General features: G+C 60.3%; 16 protein-coding genes and 1 pseudogene. 6 read left to right on the top strand and 11 right to left on the bottom strand.

The window, feature by feature from the left end; translation table 11 throughout:
- The first annotated feature begins 65 nt into the window (after window positions 1–65).
- The 4 genes from traC to ACI3KW_RS00265 all read left to right on the top strand — a co-directional run bounded on the left by traC (window position 66) and on the right by ACI3KW_RS00265 (window position 2,914).
- Window positions 66–317 (top strand): conjugal transfer protein TraC, encoded by a 252-nt coding sequence (traC, locus tag ACI3KW_RS00280; protein WP_404846412.1) that lies wholly within the window; start codon window positions 66–68, stop codon window positions 315–317.
- Window positions 318–321: 4 nt separating this feature from the next.
- Complete coding sequence (gene traD, locus ACI3KW_RS00275) at window positions 322–537, top strand: conjugal transfer protein TraD (RefSeq protein ID WP_404846411.1); 216 nt, start codon at window positions 322–324, stop codon at window positions 535–537.
- Window positions 524–2,440, top strand: coding sequence for a Ti-type conjugative transfer system protein TraG (gene traG, locus ACI3KW_RS00270; RefSeq protein WP_404846410.1), 1,917 nt, complete (start codon window positions 524–526; stop codon window positions 2,438–2,440). Before traD ends, traG begins: the two co-directional genes overlap by 14 nt.
- Before the next feature lie 228 nt (window positions 2,441–2,668).
- Complete coding sequence (locus ACI3KW_RS00265) at window positions 2,669–2,914, top strand: WGR domain-containing protein (RefSeq protein WP_404846409.1); 246 nt, start codon at window positions 2,669–2,671, stop codon at window positions 2,912–2,914.
- Window positions 2,915–3,006: 92 nt separating this feature from the next.
- Here ACI3KW_RS00265 and ACI3KW_RS00260 read toward each other — a convergent pair whose 3' ends face one another.
- On the bottom strand, window positions 3,007–3,288 hold the full coding sequence (locus ACI3KW_RS00260; protein ID WP_262165416.1) for a hypothetical protein: 282 nt from the start codon (window positions 3,286–3,288) through the stop codon (window positions 3,007–3,009).
- Window positions 3,289–3,693: 405 nt separating this feature from the next.
- Entirely contained in the window at window positions 3,694–4,005 is a 312-nt protein-coding gene (locus tag ACI3KW_RS00255; protein WP_262165413.1) for a DUF736 domain-containing protein, read from the bottom strand.
- Window positions 4,006–4,516: 511 nt separating this feature from the next.
- On the opposite strand from ACI3KW_RS00255, the pseudogene ACI3KW_RS00250 reads away from it, so the two are divergent.
- A pseudogene (locus tag ACI3KW_RS00250) lies at window positions 4,517–4,768 on the top strand (FitA-like ribbon-helix-helix domain-containing protein); the annotation flags it as partial.
- Between the two features lie 288 nt (window positions 4,769–5,056).
- On the top strand, window positions 5,057–6,085 hold the full coding sequence (locus ACI3KW_RS00245; protein WP_404846408.1) for a LacI family DNA-binding transcriptional regulator: 1,029 nt from the start codon (window positions 5,057–5,059) through the stop codon (window positions 6,083–6,085).
- Between the two features lie 13 nt (window positions 6,086–6,098).
- On the opposite strand, the gene ACI3KW_RS00240 is transcribed toward ACI3KW_RS00245, so the two are convergent.
- The 9 genes from ACI3KW_RS00240 to ACI3KW_RS00200 all read right to left on the bottom strand — a co-directional run bounded on the left by ACI3KW_RS00240 (window position 6,099) and on the right by ACI3KW_RS00200 (window position 15,959).
- On the bottom strand, window positions 6,099–6,722 hold the full coding sequence (locus tag ACI3KW_RS00240) for a dual specificity protein phosphatase family protein (protein ID WP_404846407.1): 624 nt from the start codon (window positions 6,720–6,722) through the stop codon (window positions 6,099–6,101).
- Between the two features lie 87 nt (window positions 6,723–6,809).
- A complete protein-coding gene (locus ACI3KW_RS00235; protein ID WP_404846406.1) occupies window positions 6,810–7,616 on the bottom strand; it encodes an inositol monophosphatase family protein in 807 nt (268 codons plus the stop codon).
- Window positions 7,617–7,624: 8 nt separating this feature from the next.
- A complete protein-coding gene (locus tag ACI3KW_RS00230) occupies window positions 7,625–8,503 on the bottom strand; it encodes an inositol monophosphatase family protein (protein ID WP_404846405.1) in 879 nt (292 codons plus the stop codon).
- Between the two features lie 92 nt (window positions 8,504–8,595).
- Entirely contained in the window at window positions 8,596–9,642 is a 1,047-nt protein-coding gene (locus ACI3KW_RS00225) for a substrate-binding domain-containing protein (protein WP_390888761.1), read from the bottom strand.
- A gap of 76 nt (window positions 9,643–9,718) precedes the next feature.
- Window positions 9,719–10,837, bottom strand: coding sequence for an ABC transporter substrate-binding protein (locus ACI3KW_RS00220; RefSeq protein WP_404846404.1), 1,119 nt, complete (start codon window positions 10,835–10,837; stop codon window positions 9,719–9,721).
- A 71-nt stretch (window positions 10,838–10,908) separates the two neighbouring features.
- Entirely contained in the window at window positions 10,909–12,021 is a 1,113-nt protein-coding gene (locus tag ACI3KW_RS00215) for an ABC transporter substrate-binding protein (protein ID WP_404846403.1), read from the bottom strand.
- 26 nt (window positions 12,022–12,047) lie between these two features.
- Window positions 12,048–13,181, bottom strand: a complete 1,134-nt coding sequence (locus ACI3KW_RS00210) for an ABC transporter ATP-binding protein (RefSeq protein WP_404846402.1) — start codon at window positions 13,179–13,181, stop codon at window positions 12,048–12,050.
- Window positions 13,182–13,184: 3 nt separating this feature from the next.
- Window positions 13,185–15,035: an ABC transporter permease gene (locus ACI3KW_RS00205; protein ID WP_404846401.1), complete on the bottom strand. Its 1,851-nt coding sequence runs from the start codon at window positions 15,033–15,035 to the stop codon at window positions 13,185–13,187.
- A gap of 507 nt (window positions 15,036–15,542) precedes the next feature.
- The gene (locus tag ACI3KW_RS00200; RefSeq protein ID WP_262165398.1) at window positions 15,543–15,959 is read right to left on the bottom strand and encodes a hypothetical protein; all 417 of its coding nucleotides are present in this window, start codon (window positions 15,957–15,959) and stop codon (window positions 15,543–15,545) included.
- Window positions 15,960–16,083 lie beyond the last annotated feature (124 nt).

Genomic DNA, 16,083 nt, shown 5'->3' with positions numbered 1-16,083 from the left:
GTGCGCTACGCGCCACCAGCTGTTTTTGTCCCATGGCACACAGCCATGCGACGAGACAACTGCAAATGAAGAAGCCATCATCAAAGATCCGCGAAGAAATCGCCAGGCTCCAGGATCAACTTAAGGCCGCCGAAACCAAGGAGGCCGAACGCATGGGTCGGCTCGCCTTGAAAGCGGGGTTCGGCGACATCGAAATTGACGACGCTGACCTTTTGGCGGCGCTCGAGGAGCTGGCCACCACGTTTCGCAAGGGCGAGACCAGCAAGCTGGCGACGATCCAGAGTGGCGCGACTTCTGGGTCGAGTAGTCAGGCTTAAACGCATGCAACAAGTCATTAAAACCGCCAACAGAAAGAAGGACGCGCGCGAAAAAATCCAGCTTGGCGGACTGATCGCCAAGGCGGGCCTGCGCTATGAGAAACGGGCCCTGCTGCTCGGACTGCTCATTGATGCGCGTGATCGGATCCAAATCAACCCAGCAGAGCGGGAACGTCTGATGGCCATCGGCATACGAGCCTTCGGCAATGACCCCGAATAGACTATTGCTGATGGTCGCGCCCATCGCCTTGATGCTTGGCACTTGTAAGGGTCTGAGCGGCATTGAAGGGTCGCTGTCGGCCTTCGGCACTACGCCGGCGTCGGTTATAGCGCTGGGCCGAATTGGCATTGCCATGCCCTATATCGCTGGGGGAGCCATTGGCGTGGTTTTTCTGTTTGCCGCCAAAGGCGCAATAGGCATCCGCAGCGCGGCATTCGGCGTCGTCATCGGCGCAATGACCGTGACGGCCCTCGCGATATTGCGGGAATCCTCGAGATTGTTGTCGTTTGCCAACCAGGTTGCTCCAACCCAGAGCATTCTGGGCTTTGCCGATCCTGCCACCCTGCTCGGCGGAATGACCACAGTGTTGTGCGGCCTATTTGCAATGCGGGTCATGCTCCGCGGGAATGCAGCATTCGAAGCAGCCACGCCGAAGCGGGTTCGCGGCAAGCGCGCGATATATGGCGAGTCTGCCTGGATGAGTATCGGCGCCGCGGCTCGGCTCTTTCCGAGTGCTGGTGGCATCGTTGTTGGCGAGCGCTACCGCGTCGACAAAGACAGCACTGCCGACCATGCGTTCCGCGCCGATGACGAGCAGAGTTGGGGTAAGGGCGGCACGTCCCCCCTGCTCTGTTTTGATGGATCCTTCGGTTCGTCCCACGGAATCGTCTTTGCGGGCTCGGGCGGCTTCAAAACCACATCGGTCACGGTGCCCACGGCGCTAAAATGGGCTGGCAGCCTTGTGGTGCTCGACCCGTCTAACGAAGTTGGGCCAATGGTGTCTGGTCATAGACATGCTGCTGGCCGCAGCCTTTTCGTGATCGATCCAGGCTCACCCCAAATCGGGTTCAACGTACTCGATTGGATCGGCCAGTTTGGCGGCACCAGGGAAGAAGACATCGTCGCCGTCGCCACCTGGATCCTCACCGACAATCCGCGCCAGGGTTCGGCCCGCGACGACTTTTTCCGTGCCTCAGCGCTGCAATTGGTGACCGCGCTACTCGCCGATGTGTGCCTGTCCGGTCATACCAGAAAGCCAGACCAGCATTTGCGCCAGGTTCGCGCCAATCTCGCGGAGCCCGAACCAAAATTGCGCGAGCGGCTTCAGGCCATCAACGACAAATCGGCATCCGAGTTCGTAAAGGAGAACGTGGCGCCCTTTATCGCCATGACGCCCGAAACCTTTTCCGGCGTCTATGCCAATGCGGTCAAGGAAACCCATTGGCTGTCCTATCCCAATTATGCTGCCCTGGTGTCTGGGAACAGCTTCACCACGGACGAGCTGGCCGAGGGAAGTATCGACATCTTCATCAACCTCGACCTCAAAACGCTCGAGACCCATCCCGGTCTTGCCCGCGTCATCATCGGCGCGCTGATGAATGCTCTCTACAACCGCAAGGGCAAGACGAAGGGGAAGACCCTATTCCTGCTCGACGAAGTCGCACGGCTTGGCTATCTGCGCATTCTTGAAACCGCGCGCGATACCGGTCGCAAATATGGCATCACGCTCCTGTTGCTGTTCCAGTCGATCGGACAGATGCGTGAGACCTATGGTGGTCGGGACGCGACCAGCAAATGGTTCGAAAGCGCGTCATGGATTTCCTTCGCCGCAATCAACGATCCCGAAACAGCTGATTATATTTCGAGGCGCTGTGGTGACTCCACGGTGGAGGTCGACCAGTTGAGCCGGAGTGCGCAAATGTCCGGCTCATCGCGGACTCGATCCAAGCAATTAACTCGCCGTCCTTTGATCCTGCCTCATGAGGTGCTGCATATGCGCGCAGATGAACAGATCGTCTTTACCGCAGGCAACCCTCCACTGCGGTGCGGACGCGCCATTTGGTTTCGCCGCGCCGACATGAGGAAGAGCGTGGGACGAAACAGTTACGAATCTAACAAGTAGGTTTTGCCAGTACCTAGCTACCGTCTCCCACAAGACTTCGGCCGTCTCTTCGCGCTGTATGGGAGCGCGTTCTGGCCTACGCAATGCTCCGCGCCTCCGAGGAAGCACTACGTCCCCTGCTGGCTGGAAAAGGGCAAGACCCTGATCATCACCAAAATGAATCGATAACCCATCCGCGATTCAAAACTCTGATTGGACAGGATTCTTCCGTTCAAAGAGACTCGAGGCATGAGCCACGAGCCCGCTGAGATTTATCTAAACCGTATCGACCCAAGCCAGAACATGGCGCGGTTCTATACCTTGTACATTCAGCCAAATTTATTCGGCGGCAGCTCACTCATTCGGGAATGGGGCCGCATTGGTACGCGCGGTCAGCATAAGATTGTTCTGTACGAAGATATTGAAACGGCGCAGCGGGCCAAGGCCCGCCTCGAACGCAGCAAACGGCGACGAGGATACCAGACGGCATGCTGAACTCGGGCTTGGACACTCGAACTTGCCGTGGGGCAGCTGTGACGTGAATTGACCCGTGGCGCCTCTGACCCAGCACCACGTATCACCGATGACTAGTTTGTAGCCGCGCGCCGTTCGGCAATGGCTTGATCAATCATGTCCTCGATCTGCTCAAAGATAATCACGATGATCAAGTCCCGCTCGCCGTCGGTATCACCGGCAAGGGCCGGTACCTTGAGCGTAAATTGGCGGAGCTGGTGGTCGGAGCGTAAGGTGAAGCCACATCGGAACTCGATCTGACCTGCGTCACTCCAGAGATCGACGAGAAACGTCTCGAGATAAAGGACGTAGCGGCTCGTCAATTCGGCACTTAGGCGATCAACCGTGGCTTTCATAGTTCCCCCGCAGGCGGATTTATCCCGAAATCTCCCGTACAGCCAATCGGTTATTCTTTTGGACAGTATGAGGACAGTCGCGCAATTTTTGAATGGGATGGCGCTTGCCATCCTCGTGGTGGGGCCATCGGTCCGATGGCAGCGGCGACAGGCATTCTTCCATCGGTGGCGGTAGCGATTGCCATATCTCTTGGCCTGCACGGACTTGCACTGCCGGTGTCCGCCAAGTGAGGACGCGGTCTGGTTTGGCTCAAATGCAAACCTTCATATTCGCCGTTTGCGGTCCGCAATGTCGTGACGAAGTTCGGCCCGCAGTTCTTCGGTCTCGTCGATAGGCATGGCGATCTCTCCCACGATAAGCAGAGAGGATCGAGGTCCCGCTGGTGGACGGGACCCCGTTTGTGGTCAGTCGCCGTGGGGTCGAGACCAGATGAGCTGCAGACCTTCCTGACCTTCGACCTCGATCAGGGTGGCGTAGATCGGGCTTGGGAAGCTCGGATCGTCCAACTTCACCGAGAGGTAGTCGCGCTCGGTTTCCTTGGCCGTCTTCTGCCAGGCGGCGCCCAGTTCGACTGCGCCCCAGAAGATGCGGAAATGCGGGCCTTTGTCGGAGGGGTTCTGGACCCGCTCGATGCGAGCCTTGACGTTGAGGTTGAGAGTCTTAATCGTGCCGGTAAAACCGCTGGCATTGGGGGTGAAGGTACCGATGTTAGCCATTTGTCGTCTCCTAAGTTTGTCGGTCGCGCCCATCGCGACCTCGATGGCTGTCGGCAGACCGGGGGCGATCGACCCGCACCGCGAAGAGGCCGAAACAAAGTGGAGGGCGGACGGAGGCGGCTTTCTTGCTGCGCGAGGAATGAGCGCGCGGCGCTCAGGGGAAAAAAGTTGCGGACGTCCGTTGCGGGGACAAGAGCGAGGGGGCGCCGTTTGGCGACGTCGTCCTCCGGTCAGACATGCCAAATTGAGGACGTGATCTGGGCGTGAAGACCCGCCCCGGAGATGTCATGGCTAGTGTCGGTGCTTGTAAGGCTACGGCGCACTGCAAGGTTGCGCGGCACTCCGCGGTGCTCGACGAACGGCTGGCGCACGCTTGGTACCTGGCAGGCGCCCCACTACACGATTGCCGATATGGCGTTATGGGGTTGGGGGCATAGGCCGGTTACGGCTGAAAGTGATCGCAAATATCTATTGCTATCATTGTCATCAAATGGTCGAGGAGGCCATCACTATGGCTGCAGTCACAATTCGTAATCTGTCCGCTGAGACACACCGGGCCTTAAAGGTGCGTGCCGCCCACCATGGACGCAGCACAGAAGCCGAGATGCGCGAAATCCTCGAAGCCGCTGTGCGCCCAATCACTCGCGTGAAGCTCGGCTCGCTCCTCGCCTCGATCGGCCGCGAGGCTGGTGGCCTGACTGAGACGGAAGTGGACCAGTTCGCCCAGCTTCGCGACAAGACACCTTTTGCCGATCCACTGGCGCAACGAGCCGCCAAAGGCATTCGTGATGCCGGTCTTGATCAGGCGCAGCCCCAGATCCGCAGGGCGCTGGCTCCGAGCAGATCGATCAGATGAATTGTTGACGACATTGAAACCTGTTAGAAATCCAGATTGCTTGCACGCGATTGCAAACGAGATATGTCCTTTCGATCACGCGTCAACATCCAACTTGCGACACGTTTGAAATACACTCCGGTGGTCGTTGGACAAGGAGCGTTCGGCACGTTAGTAAGTTGACCATGCACGGGCGTGCAGCATGAGGTTGTTTGATTGAGCACGGATACCAGGGACCGCAGCTTTGTGAGCGCGGAAGAGGTCGCGCAGCTGGCGGGCGTCTCGCGCTCGGCTGTGTCGCGTACCTTTACGGAAGGGGCCAGCGTCTCTGACGCAACCCGAAAGAAGGTGCTGCATGCCGCCGATATGCTTGGTTACCACGTCAATCACCTGGCCCGCGGCCTCTCCCATGAGCGCAGCAATATCGTGGGTATTGTCGTTTCCGATATCCCCACGCCCTACCAAGCGCGCATGCTCGACGAAATGACCCGCCAATTGCAGACTATCGGGAAGGTCGGCATGGTGATCAACACCACGGGCGATGCCGGCAGCGTCGCCAATGCCCTGCGCCAGACCCTCAATTTCCGCGCCGATGGCGTCATCGTACTCTCCGGCACGCCGGACGCCTCCCTGATCGCCAGTTGCGTCGCCAATGGCCAGCGCGTCATCCTGATCAACCGCAGCGACCATATCGCGGGTCCGGTGAATGTCGCTGTCGAGAACGCAGAGAATGCACGGGAGGCCTATCTGATGCTGCGCCGGGCCGGCTGCCAGCGGCTGGCCGTGGTCTCCTCAACTGCCGGCACGCCCAGCCTTATGGCGCGCGAGGAGGCGTTCACGGTCGCTGCCACGCAGGATGGTATGTCCATTCCGGTCATCAAGGCGGGCCCTACCGGATACGCTGCGGGCGCCGAGGCCGCGCGGCAATTATTCAGCCGCAGCGCAGCGCCCGATGGCATATTCTGCGTCACCGACCTGCTGGCACTGGGATGCATGGATGCGGTGCGGCATTCGTTCGGGCTAAGCGTACCGCAGGATGTCAGCATTGTCGGGTTCGACGATATCGAACAGGCCGGCTGGGACTCATACGCGTTGACGACGTTCCGTCAGCCTATCGATGAGATGGTGGAGCACATCGTGCAGTTACTGTCCCAAACCGAGCCCGGAGAATGGGCACAGACTATTGCTCCGTTTAAACCTGTGCCGATCTGGCGCCGCTCGGTATTGCCGCGTCCGGCTGTTTAGACCCCGGCATTCGTCATGCCGGTTTGCCGCGCCCGGTTTCCGCGTCGATGCGCGAAATCCATTCCGAGGCCTTGCGGGCCGATGCAATCAACATAGGCTTGGGCGCCTCGAACCATTCATCGGGCCGCAATTGCCGCCTCGTGCGCACATGGTCAAGCGCGATATCCAGGGTGGGGAACATTTCGGGCATGGCATGATGCAGGAATAGAGCCACCAGCGTCACCGAACGACTGCGCCCGCCCCGGCAATTGACCAGGACATTGCCCCGCTCGCGGCGCGGATAGGATGGTCGTTCGGGCAGGATCTGGCTGAATGCCCCCTGCAGCAGATAATAGCCCGCCAGCATCATGGTTTCGGGATTGCCCGGCCCATCGATCAGCCCCAGCTTGTAATAGCGGATCGCTCCCGCGCCATGCCCGATCTGGGACTGATTGGCCTCCACGGCCGGCTCGGTGACATAGTTGAAATCCAGATTCACCGCGCAATTGACCACGGTTGAAATGCCATTCTCGCGCAACAGCGCAACATCGCTCGCGCCTTCCATGCCACTGATGAAAATATCGACGCCATAGGGCGCCACATTCTCCACGATGCGGCTGAGCTTGGGGCGGTCATAACGCGGCGAGGCAAGGTCCATGATAGTCTCCGGCCCGGTTTGCCGGGCATTGCGAACTCAATTGGCAGAAGGTCCGGCAACGCAGTCCGCAGCGTTGCCGGCACGGTTTCAAACAACCAGCGGAATGCCGGTCGAGATGCTCATGGCCTCGGCAATGGCCGGCGTTGCCGCCAGCACCGCCCCGCCTTTCGCCAACCCGTCCACAGCAAGAAAGGGCGCCACCACGCCGCCGGCTTCTTCCACCAGCAGCAGACCGGCCAGGCAATCCCAGGGCTGCATATGCAGCTCGGCATAACCATCGGAGCGCCCATCGGCCACATAGGCCAGCGCCAGCGCGCCCGAGGCCGCGCGGCGCACATTGGCGCCGTCGTCCAGAATTTTGGTCAGCGCATCGAGATAGAAATGCTGCGGCACCCGGGTCGACCAGCCCAGTTCGACACAGGCCGCATCCGGCCGCGTCGTACTGGCCACCCAGATCGGGGTGCCATTGCGCGCGGCCCCCTGCCCGCGCCGGGCAAAATAGAGCTCGTCCAACGCTGGATTGTAGATAGCGCCCAACACGGTTTCGCCGCCCGATACCAAAGCGACGGAAATGCAGAAATGCGGAATCTGCCGGGCAAAATTGGCCGTGCCGTCGATCGGATCGACCACCCAGATCTGCTCACCGACAACGACCCCGCCAGTCTCTTCCCCCAGAAAACCGTCCTCCGGAAAAGCCTCGGCAAGCCGTGCCTTGATATGGCGTTCAACCGCCGCATCCGTTTCGGTCAGAAAATCCTGCGGTCCCTTCATGGCAATCTGGGCTTCCGAGCGCTGCACAAAGCCATCGCGCGCAATAGTGCCCGCCGTACGCACCAGGTCCAGACAGAATGCCTGGCGCGCATCGAGATCGACCGCCACGCTGGGGCTAGCCATAACCACGTTCATTTCACATCAACTCCGGGCAGGTCGTCCTTGGCGCGTTGCCGGCGCGCCGAAACTCCCTCGGCAACCCGCTGCAAGGTGGGATAATCGCCCCCCTGCCCCGTAGCGATATAACCAGGGCACAGAAAGTCTGGGGACCCTTCGGCAACCTTGCCCATGGTCAATCCCTGATAACGCCCTCCCGCTTGCCGCAGGATCAGGATGGCCGCAGTCACGTCCCAGGCATTGACGCCAAAGCCCGTCGCCGCATCCGCCCAGCCGGCTGCCACATGGGCCAGGCTCAGCGCCGCGCTGCCGGGGCGGCGCATGGTCGAAAATGTCTCGGTCAGCTCGCCAAAATCGGCCAGCGCCACCTCCCGGCCATCAATACGGAAATCGCGCGACACGGGATAGCCGGTGATCAAAGTCGCCTGCCGCTCATCGGCCACAGCACTCGAGCGCAACGCTTTGCCATTGAGCCAGGCCCCGCCCGCATCGGCACTGAAGAGGTTTTCGGCGATCGGGTCATAGATCACCCCGGCGACAATTTCGTCGTCAATCACTGCAGCGACGGACACGCACCAAAAGGCAATGCCGCGCGCAAAATTGGAAGTGCCATCGATCGGGTCCACATACCAATGCACCCTGCCATTGCCGATCGAGCCGCCCTCTTCGCCCAGAAAGGTCGAATCCGGCACTTCGCCCATGATGAAGTCGCGAATACTGACCTCGCTCTGCTTGTCATGCACGGTGACGATGTCATGCAGGTCGACCTTGTAATCTACCGCCATATCCGAGCGGAACGCGGCGCGCAGCGGATCGCCCACCAACAAAGTAGCGCGGCGCGCCACATCGAGCAGGTCGGGCTGGGGGAGTAGCTTGGCACTAGGGCTGGTCATGGACACTCTTGCGGTTTGAAGTGGTCCCCGGAACAGTTCCGGGGACCGTAGGCTCGGGATCGTGGAGGCGATCCCAGCCGATGAGGTGAGGCTTATTTGCGGTAGTTCATCTGCCAGAAGTCCTGCCAGTCCTGCCGCGTGTCCCAGTCGTCGAGGCCCGTGCTCGCGTCATAGGGGAACAAAGCCGCGACATGCTCGGCCAGTCCCGAGGGCTCGTCGGCGGGGATGCCCACTTCGCTATTGGTCGACATCTTGCCGTCGGCCACCTGCGGGGCAATGCCCTCTTCGGTCAGGATATAATGGACGAAGAGCCGTGCAGCGCTGGGGCTATCCGTGCCGGTGGCGATCAGGGCCAGCTTGGTATAGGTCCAGCCCACCCACGGGGTCATCTCGGCGCAAAGGCCCAGCTTGTAGCCCTTGTCCTCATTGTCGCGGAACTTGGCCGAGCTCATCAGGCCAAAGAACGGCTCGGCCTGCCCCGGTGCGCCCACCGCTTCCGACACCGGATCATCGCCATCGGTCACCAGCGGCCCGTTCGACGCGAAGGCCTTGACCCATTGCTGGGTCGCCGTCTCCCCGCTCACATCCAGATCCGTGCCGAAGTGGGCCTTATAGGCCGCCGCCAGTTCGGGGTCGGCATGCGTCTGCATCTGGTTGAACCAATCGGTATAGGTGCCCTTGGTCAGCGGATCGACAAAGGCCACCTTGCCCTTCCATTTGGGCTCGGTCAGTTCCCAGATATTGCTCACCGGGCAGCTGTCATAGACCTCGGTATTGTAGGTCCACACATTGGCATTGGTCGAAATCGCCAGCGGATTACGGAAATAGACCGGGATCTTGTCGGTCATATCCACCGGCACCCAGCTTTCCACGATCCCCTGCGGCAGCAATTGCGCCAGAGCCGCCGGCGCATCGGTGATCAGCGCCACATCGCCCGCCACGTTATTGGCCTGCGCTTCGCGGATGATCATTTCGAGCTGGCTATTGGCCGACACTTTCTGCCCCGTCGCCTGCACGCCGTATTTGGCGGTGAAAGCTTCGGCCATATCCACGATCTTGCCGGTGCTGTCGTAGATGGTGATCGGCGGCTCGGCTTTTGCCGCTTCGATCAGCGCATCGAGATTGAATTCCTGCGCCATGACCGGGGCGCCCAGAACGCTCACGCCCAATAGCAGTGCGGCGATTGATAACTTGTTCATCTGCATGTCCTCACTGTCACTTGGCGTAGTTCAGGCGCCAAAGGTCCTGCCAATCCTGGCGGGCATCCCAATCGTCCAGACTCGTCGCCATGCTGTAGGGAAACACCCGATCCAGCACCGCCCCGATCCCGGAAGGCTCATCGGCAGGCAGACCAACATCTTGATTGGTCGACATTTTCCCGTCTTCCGCCTGGGGCGCGATGCCCTCGGCAGTCATGACGTAGTGGATGAAAAGCTTGGATGCGTTGGGACTATTGCTCCCAGCCGTGATCACCCCGACGCCGGGATACATCCAGCCAAGCCAAGGCTTTAGCTCGCTACACAGGCCCAGCGTAAAACCATTTTCCGCGTTGTCGCGAAACTTGGCCGAGCTCACGAGCCCCACAAAAGGCTCCGACTGCCCCGGCGCCGCGACGGCTTCAGCAGCCGCCGCATCGGCATCGGTCAACAGCGGCCCATTGGCCGCCAGCGCCTTGACCCATTGGGCCATGGCGCTTTCTTCACTAGTATCGAGGTCCTTGCCGTATTGCTCTTTATAGGCCGCCGCCACCTGCGCATCGCCATGCGCCTGGGTCTGGTTGAACCAGTCCACATAGGACGCCTTGTTGAGCGGGTCCTGCATGGCGACCTTGCCCTTCCATTCGGGCTCGGTCAGCTGCCAGATATTACTGATCGGACAGGCATCGTAGAGCGCCGTATTGTAGACCCACACATTGGCACTGGTGACCACGACCAGCGGGTCTTGATATTCCGGCGCTATTCTGTCGGCCATATCCGGCGGCACCCAACTGGTGACGAAACCCTCCGGCATCAATTGCGCCATGGCGGCCGGGGCATCGCTGATGATCGACACGTCGCCCTGCACATTGTTGGCCTGGGCCTCCCGAATGATCATTTCGAGCTGATCGGTCGCCTTGACCTTGGTGCCCACGGCCTTGACGCCGTATTTGGCGGTAAAATTGTCAGCCATTTCCACGATCTTGCCGGTGCTGTCATAGACAGTGATCGGCTCCTCGCCCTTGGCCGCCGCGATCAGCGCATCCAGATCGAACGCCTCCTGCGCCAAAGCCTGCGTGACAGCGAGCAGTGCGGCAAGACTGGTGACCAGCACCCCCGCTTGTTTCAAATTCAACATTTCCTCTCCTCCCTCATCATCCCCTGCCCCGCCATGCCATTCGGCTTATGTGCGGGGTGGCGAACCTGCCGCTAGCGCGAGTAGTGGATGCGCCAGAAATCCTGCCAGTCCTGGCGCAGCTCGAAATCGAGCTTGGCCGTCGTGGTGTCATAGGCCATCAATTCGCCCATCACAGCCGCGACGCCCGAGGCCTCCTCGGGGTTGGGCACAATGGTGCTATTGGACGAAATCTTGCCGTCAATGGTCTGGGGCGCGATGCCCTCTTCAGTCAGCAAATAGTGGATGAAGAGCCGCGCGGCATTGGGGCTGTCGGTGCCTGCTGCGACCATGCCAAAGCCGGGATAGAGCCAGCCGGCAAAGGGTTGCATGCCGCTGCAAATACCCAGCTTGTAGCCCTTTTCGGTATTGTCCCGATATTTGGCAACCGAGCTGATGCCGAAATAGGGCTCGGCCTGCCCCGGCGCACCAATGGCATCAGCAACGGCCGAAGAGTCAGCCACCAGCGGCTGGTTTTCCGCATAGGCCTTAACCCAGGCCGCCGTCGCACTTTTCTCGTCGGTGATCAGTGGCTTGCCGTAGAGCGCTTCATAAGCCGACGCCATTTCGGCGTCATGATTGGTCTCAAGCTGGTTGAACCAATCGGCATAGGCGGGCTTGACCAGTGGATCGAGCATCGCAACCTTGCGGCTCCATTCGGGCTCCGTTAGCTGCCAGATATTGGTGACGGGGCAGGTCTCATAAGCCTCGGTATTATAGGTCCAGACATGGGGGTCGGTGACCAACACCAGCGGGTCCTGCAAGGGCGCCGCGATATTGGCCGCCAGATCGGGCGGCGCGAAATTCTCCACCACGCCTTCGGGCACCAATTGCCCCATCACCGCCGCCACATCGGCGGCCACGGTCACGTCGCCCGTGCTGTTGCCGGCCTGATGCTCGCGCAGCAGCAGCTCGATCTGGTCGGCTTCGGAGACCTTCTTGCCTTCTGCGGTGACGCCATATTTGGCGGTGAAGGCCTGAGCGGTTTCAACGATCTTGCCGGTCACCGCATAGACGGTGATAGGCGGCTCGCCCTTGGCGGCGGCAATCATCGCTTCAAGCTCGGCGCTCTCTTGCGCCAGAATGGGGCTGGCGCAGCACAGGGCCACAAGGCTGGTCAGGATCGCAGTAGTAACGGTTTGCGTCATCAAGGCGTCTCCGATTATCTTCGTTGTCACTTAGCCTTGGGCGTGCGCATCAGCCGGTCGGCAGCATCGAGACGCTGACCCTTGCTGTCGAACACATGCAGCGCCTTGGGCTTGGCCCAGACTGTCACCGCCGCACCCACCGCAATTTCGGGCGCTTCATGGGTGGTGAGGAACAGCGTGCCATCGCCGCTGCCCAATTCGAGGATCCAATTGCCGCCGGTCGGCAGAATGCCGGTGACCGTTGCCGGCAGCTGGAACGCCGTGGCGGGAACCGCCGATGCGTCCTCGTCGATCCGCAGAGCCTCGGGCCGCAACCCGACCGAGCCGACATCGCCCAGGCTGGCATAGCGTTCACTGAGGAACGCGCCCATGGCCTGCGCCGACGCGCTGCGCTTATCGGCCATCAGGTCCAGAATATTGATCGGCGGGCTGCCGACGAATTCGGCCACGAACCGGTTGGCCGGTCGCTCGTAGATATCGTCGGGCGTGCCCATCTGCTGCAATGTGCCCTCGCTCATCACAGCGATCGTGGTGGCCAGCGTCATCGCTTCCCACTGGTCATGAGTGACGAACACGATCGTCGTTTTGAACTCGGCATGGATACGTTTGAGCTCCGCCCGCATTTCGAGTCGCAACCGTGCATCCAGATTGGACAGCGGCTCATCGAGCAGCAGCACGCCAGGATTGACCGCTAGCATGCGCGCCAGAGCCACGCGCTGCTGCTGCCCGCCCGACAATTGAGAGGGATAGCGGTCGCGGTGTTTCTCGATATCGAGCGCCCGCATCACCTTATCGACTCGCGCTTCACGCTCGGCCTTGGGAACCTTGCGCAGGCGCAGGCCGAAATCGGTGTTGCGCTCAATGGTCAGATGCGGCCACAGCGCATAGCTCTGGAATACCAGCCCCATTTCCCGCTTTTCGGGCGGCACGAAGACGCCATGGGTGACCGAATCCATCATGCGGTCACCGATATGGATTTCCCCGCCGGAAAGGTTTTCGAGCCCGGCAATCATGCGCAGCGTTGTGGTCTTGCCGCAGCCCGAAGGGCCGAGCAGGCACATGAACTCGCCGTCGCCAATATCGAGGTCCAGGTCCGTCACGGCATTGGCCGAATTGGCACCGTAGTTCTTTTGCGCTCCGCGCAGGTTGATCGTTGGCATGAACTAGCCTCCCAGCCCTTCGGCGATATTGGTTTTGGTGAGCCGCTGCGCGGCGAGCGTTCCGAAATAGGCGATGCCGGCAATGATCAGCACCACGCCATTGGCTGCCTGGGTGTAGTGATAATCGACCAGGCGCAGGGAGAAGGTCGTCAGCACATCGGTCGATGGCACAGCCAGGATCACGAAGAGGCTGAGCCCCTTAATGCCCGAAATAAAGGGCAGTAGAATGCCGGTGACCAGCGATCCCTTCTGGATCGGGATCACCACGGTGATCATCCGCCGCAGCCAGCCGGCGCCGGAAATCTGTGCAGCCTCTTCGGGGTCCTTGCCCAGCTGCATCATGGCCGAAATACCGGCACGCGAGGCATAGGGCATCTGGTCGGCAATCAGCGCCAGCATCAGGATCGTCACCGTGCCATAGAGCGCCGGGATCGGTCCGCGCTGCACGGCAAAGAGCGAGAGATAAGCCGTAGCGAAGGCGATGCCAGGCACCAGATAGGGCAGGAAGGTGATCTGCCGCAGGAAGACCGAGAGCGGCCGCAGCGGCGTGCGCACCACGACATAGCCCACCAGCAGCCCCAATATGCCCGAGGTGACCGAAGCGACGCCGACGATCCACAGCGTGTTCCACGCTGCCATCCACAGGTCCCGGCTGAGCAGGATGCCGGTGCGCAGCGCCACGGTATCGAGATTGGTGCCAATCCAATAATCGAGCGTGAAATTGTCGGGCGTGAACCGCGCCGGCTGCTTCATCACCGTGGACAGCAACAGCGTCAGCAGCGGCAGGCCAACGCTGAGCATGAAGATCAGCCCGGCAAACGCGGTCGCAGGAATGCGCAATACACCGAGCCGCGACTGGCGGTTCATCGTCCCCTTGGAACCGATAGTGACGAAGCGTCGGGCTTCCTTGACCAGCTTGGCATCGATCAACAGCGTCACGATACCGATCAGCATGATCGAGCCGGCCACCACCGCCGCCACGCCAGTCTGGCGCGAGGCGATATTGCGGAACAGTGAAGTCGCCAACACGTCAAACTTGACCGGCAGGCCCAGCACATAGGCCACGCCGAATTCGCCCAGGCATTTGGCAAAGATCAGCACGATGGCCGACAGCAGCGCCGGGCGCATCAGCGGCAGGATCACTTGCCAGGCCACCTGGCTCGGCCGGGCGCCCAGAATGCGCGCCGAATCCTCAAGCTGGCTATCGAACCGGCGCAAAGCCGTGCCGAACAGCAGGATGATGAACGGCGAATAATGCAGTGCCAGGATCACCGTGATCGGCACTTGCCCATAGGCCAGCCAATCGGGCGGCGTCAGGCCCATGGCCTCAAACCAGCCCGGCTGCCCGCCCACCGTGCGGTTCTTGAAGAGCGTGGTCCAGGCCAGCGCAAAGGTCCAGGCCGGCAGCATATAGGGCACGATCAATGCCGTAGCGAACCAGCGCCGGGCAAACATATCGGTGCGGCTGATCAGCCAGGCGAGCGGAATACCGACCAGCATGGAGAGGCTGATCGCTCCCGCCGCGACCGACAATGTGTTGAGCAGCGGCTGCCAGAACAGATCGCGCGAAATCGGCGAGAGGAAGGTACGGCTCAGGTAGTAAAGTGTGAAGCTGCCAATGTCCGAAGCAATGCGCCGCTCATCGCCAAACTGTACCCGCGCCGCATCGGTCAGCATGGACAGGATAGGCACCAGGATCAGATAGGCAAACAGCAGCGCCGCGAAAATTCCGATCAGCGTCGTCGGCTCGCGCATCGCCACCTTGAGACGATATTTCAACGCCTGACTGGCCGAAGGCTGGGCGACAGACCGCTTATCCTGCACCGCGCGCAATGAGGTTTCCGACACGCTCATCGGCCAGTCCACTTGGCCAGCGCACGCAGAAATAGTGCGCACGACATCACGGTCCCAATCATGCGGGTCCTCCCATAGTCATCCCCCTTGCTGCCGGGCCGGTTATGCCAGCTCTGTCGGACAGCACGCGCCAATCCCGGCGCGTTGGAATGAATGTTCCACGGCAGACGCTACATAGTCAATACAACGTGGCAACAATTATGCACATGCGTGCAAAACATCTTTTTGCCTTTGATATCAAATAGATATAGAAACATTTGTGGCAATTTTTATGTGGAACAATGCAATCATGTGCATATCGGTTCGCGCGCTTGAGCGAATGATCCAGGAGCGCTACGGCACGGCCGAGGGCGATGTAAAGAAGGAGGTGGACGGCTAGTGTGGTCGTCAGACTTCGTAGCGCAAGGGAGTATGTACCGACGGGCGCGACGCTTGCTGGACGTTGGTACTCTTCACCGTGCATTGGCCAGAGACGATGTCCATGATGCCACGGAACAGGCTCTTTCTCTAGCAACGACCGCCGGCAGGTTCCCGAATAACATAGCGGTTATTCTTGTCCAACTCGTTAGGGTCCACCAGAACAACCGAGTGTTGGCCAGCACTGGAGACGCAAACGAACGAGTACGGATTCGCTGTTGCATCGTCCACTAGGAGCAATGACTTAGCGAACATCCGCGCCAACTGGGCGGCGGCATCTAGAACGTACGGGCACGGCAATGACTCGGAGACATAGACGGTAATAAGTTGCGAATAGCTGTCTGAGCCCCGATCTTCAACGACGCACGTGGCGGGGGCATCTTTGATTTTACTGAGGCTGTGCACGACATCCACATTCTCGCTGGGAATGTTGAGCAATGTCGCTATGCAGCGTCGTAGAAGACCATCATCAACGGGGCTTTCCAAGGCGGCATCAAACCAGATCATTGTCGGCGTCCAAAATGTCGAGCGGTCGCAGGCGCAACTACTAACCCGGTTTTTCCCACGGTTTGAACCTGCGCCGGTCAAAATCCGTAGCCAAAACACAGGCCCACGTTTCCGGCAAACTCGT

The organism is Devosia sp. ZW T5_3, from assembly GCF_044987315.1.
Taxonomy (GTDB): Bacteria; Pseudomonadota; Alphaproteobacteria; order Rhizobiales; family Devosiaceae; genus Devosia.
The sequence above is the reverse complement of the archived record's forward strand: the minus strand, read 5'-3'. Positions and strand labels throughout refer to the sequence as shown.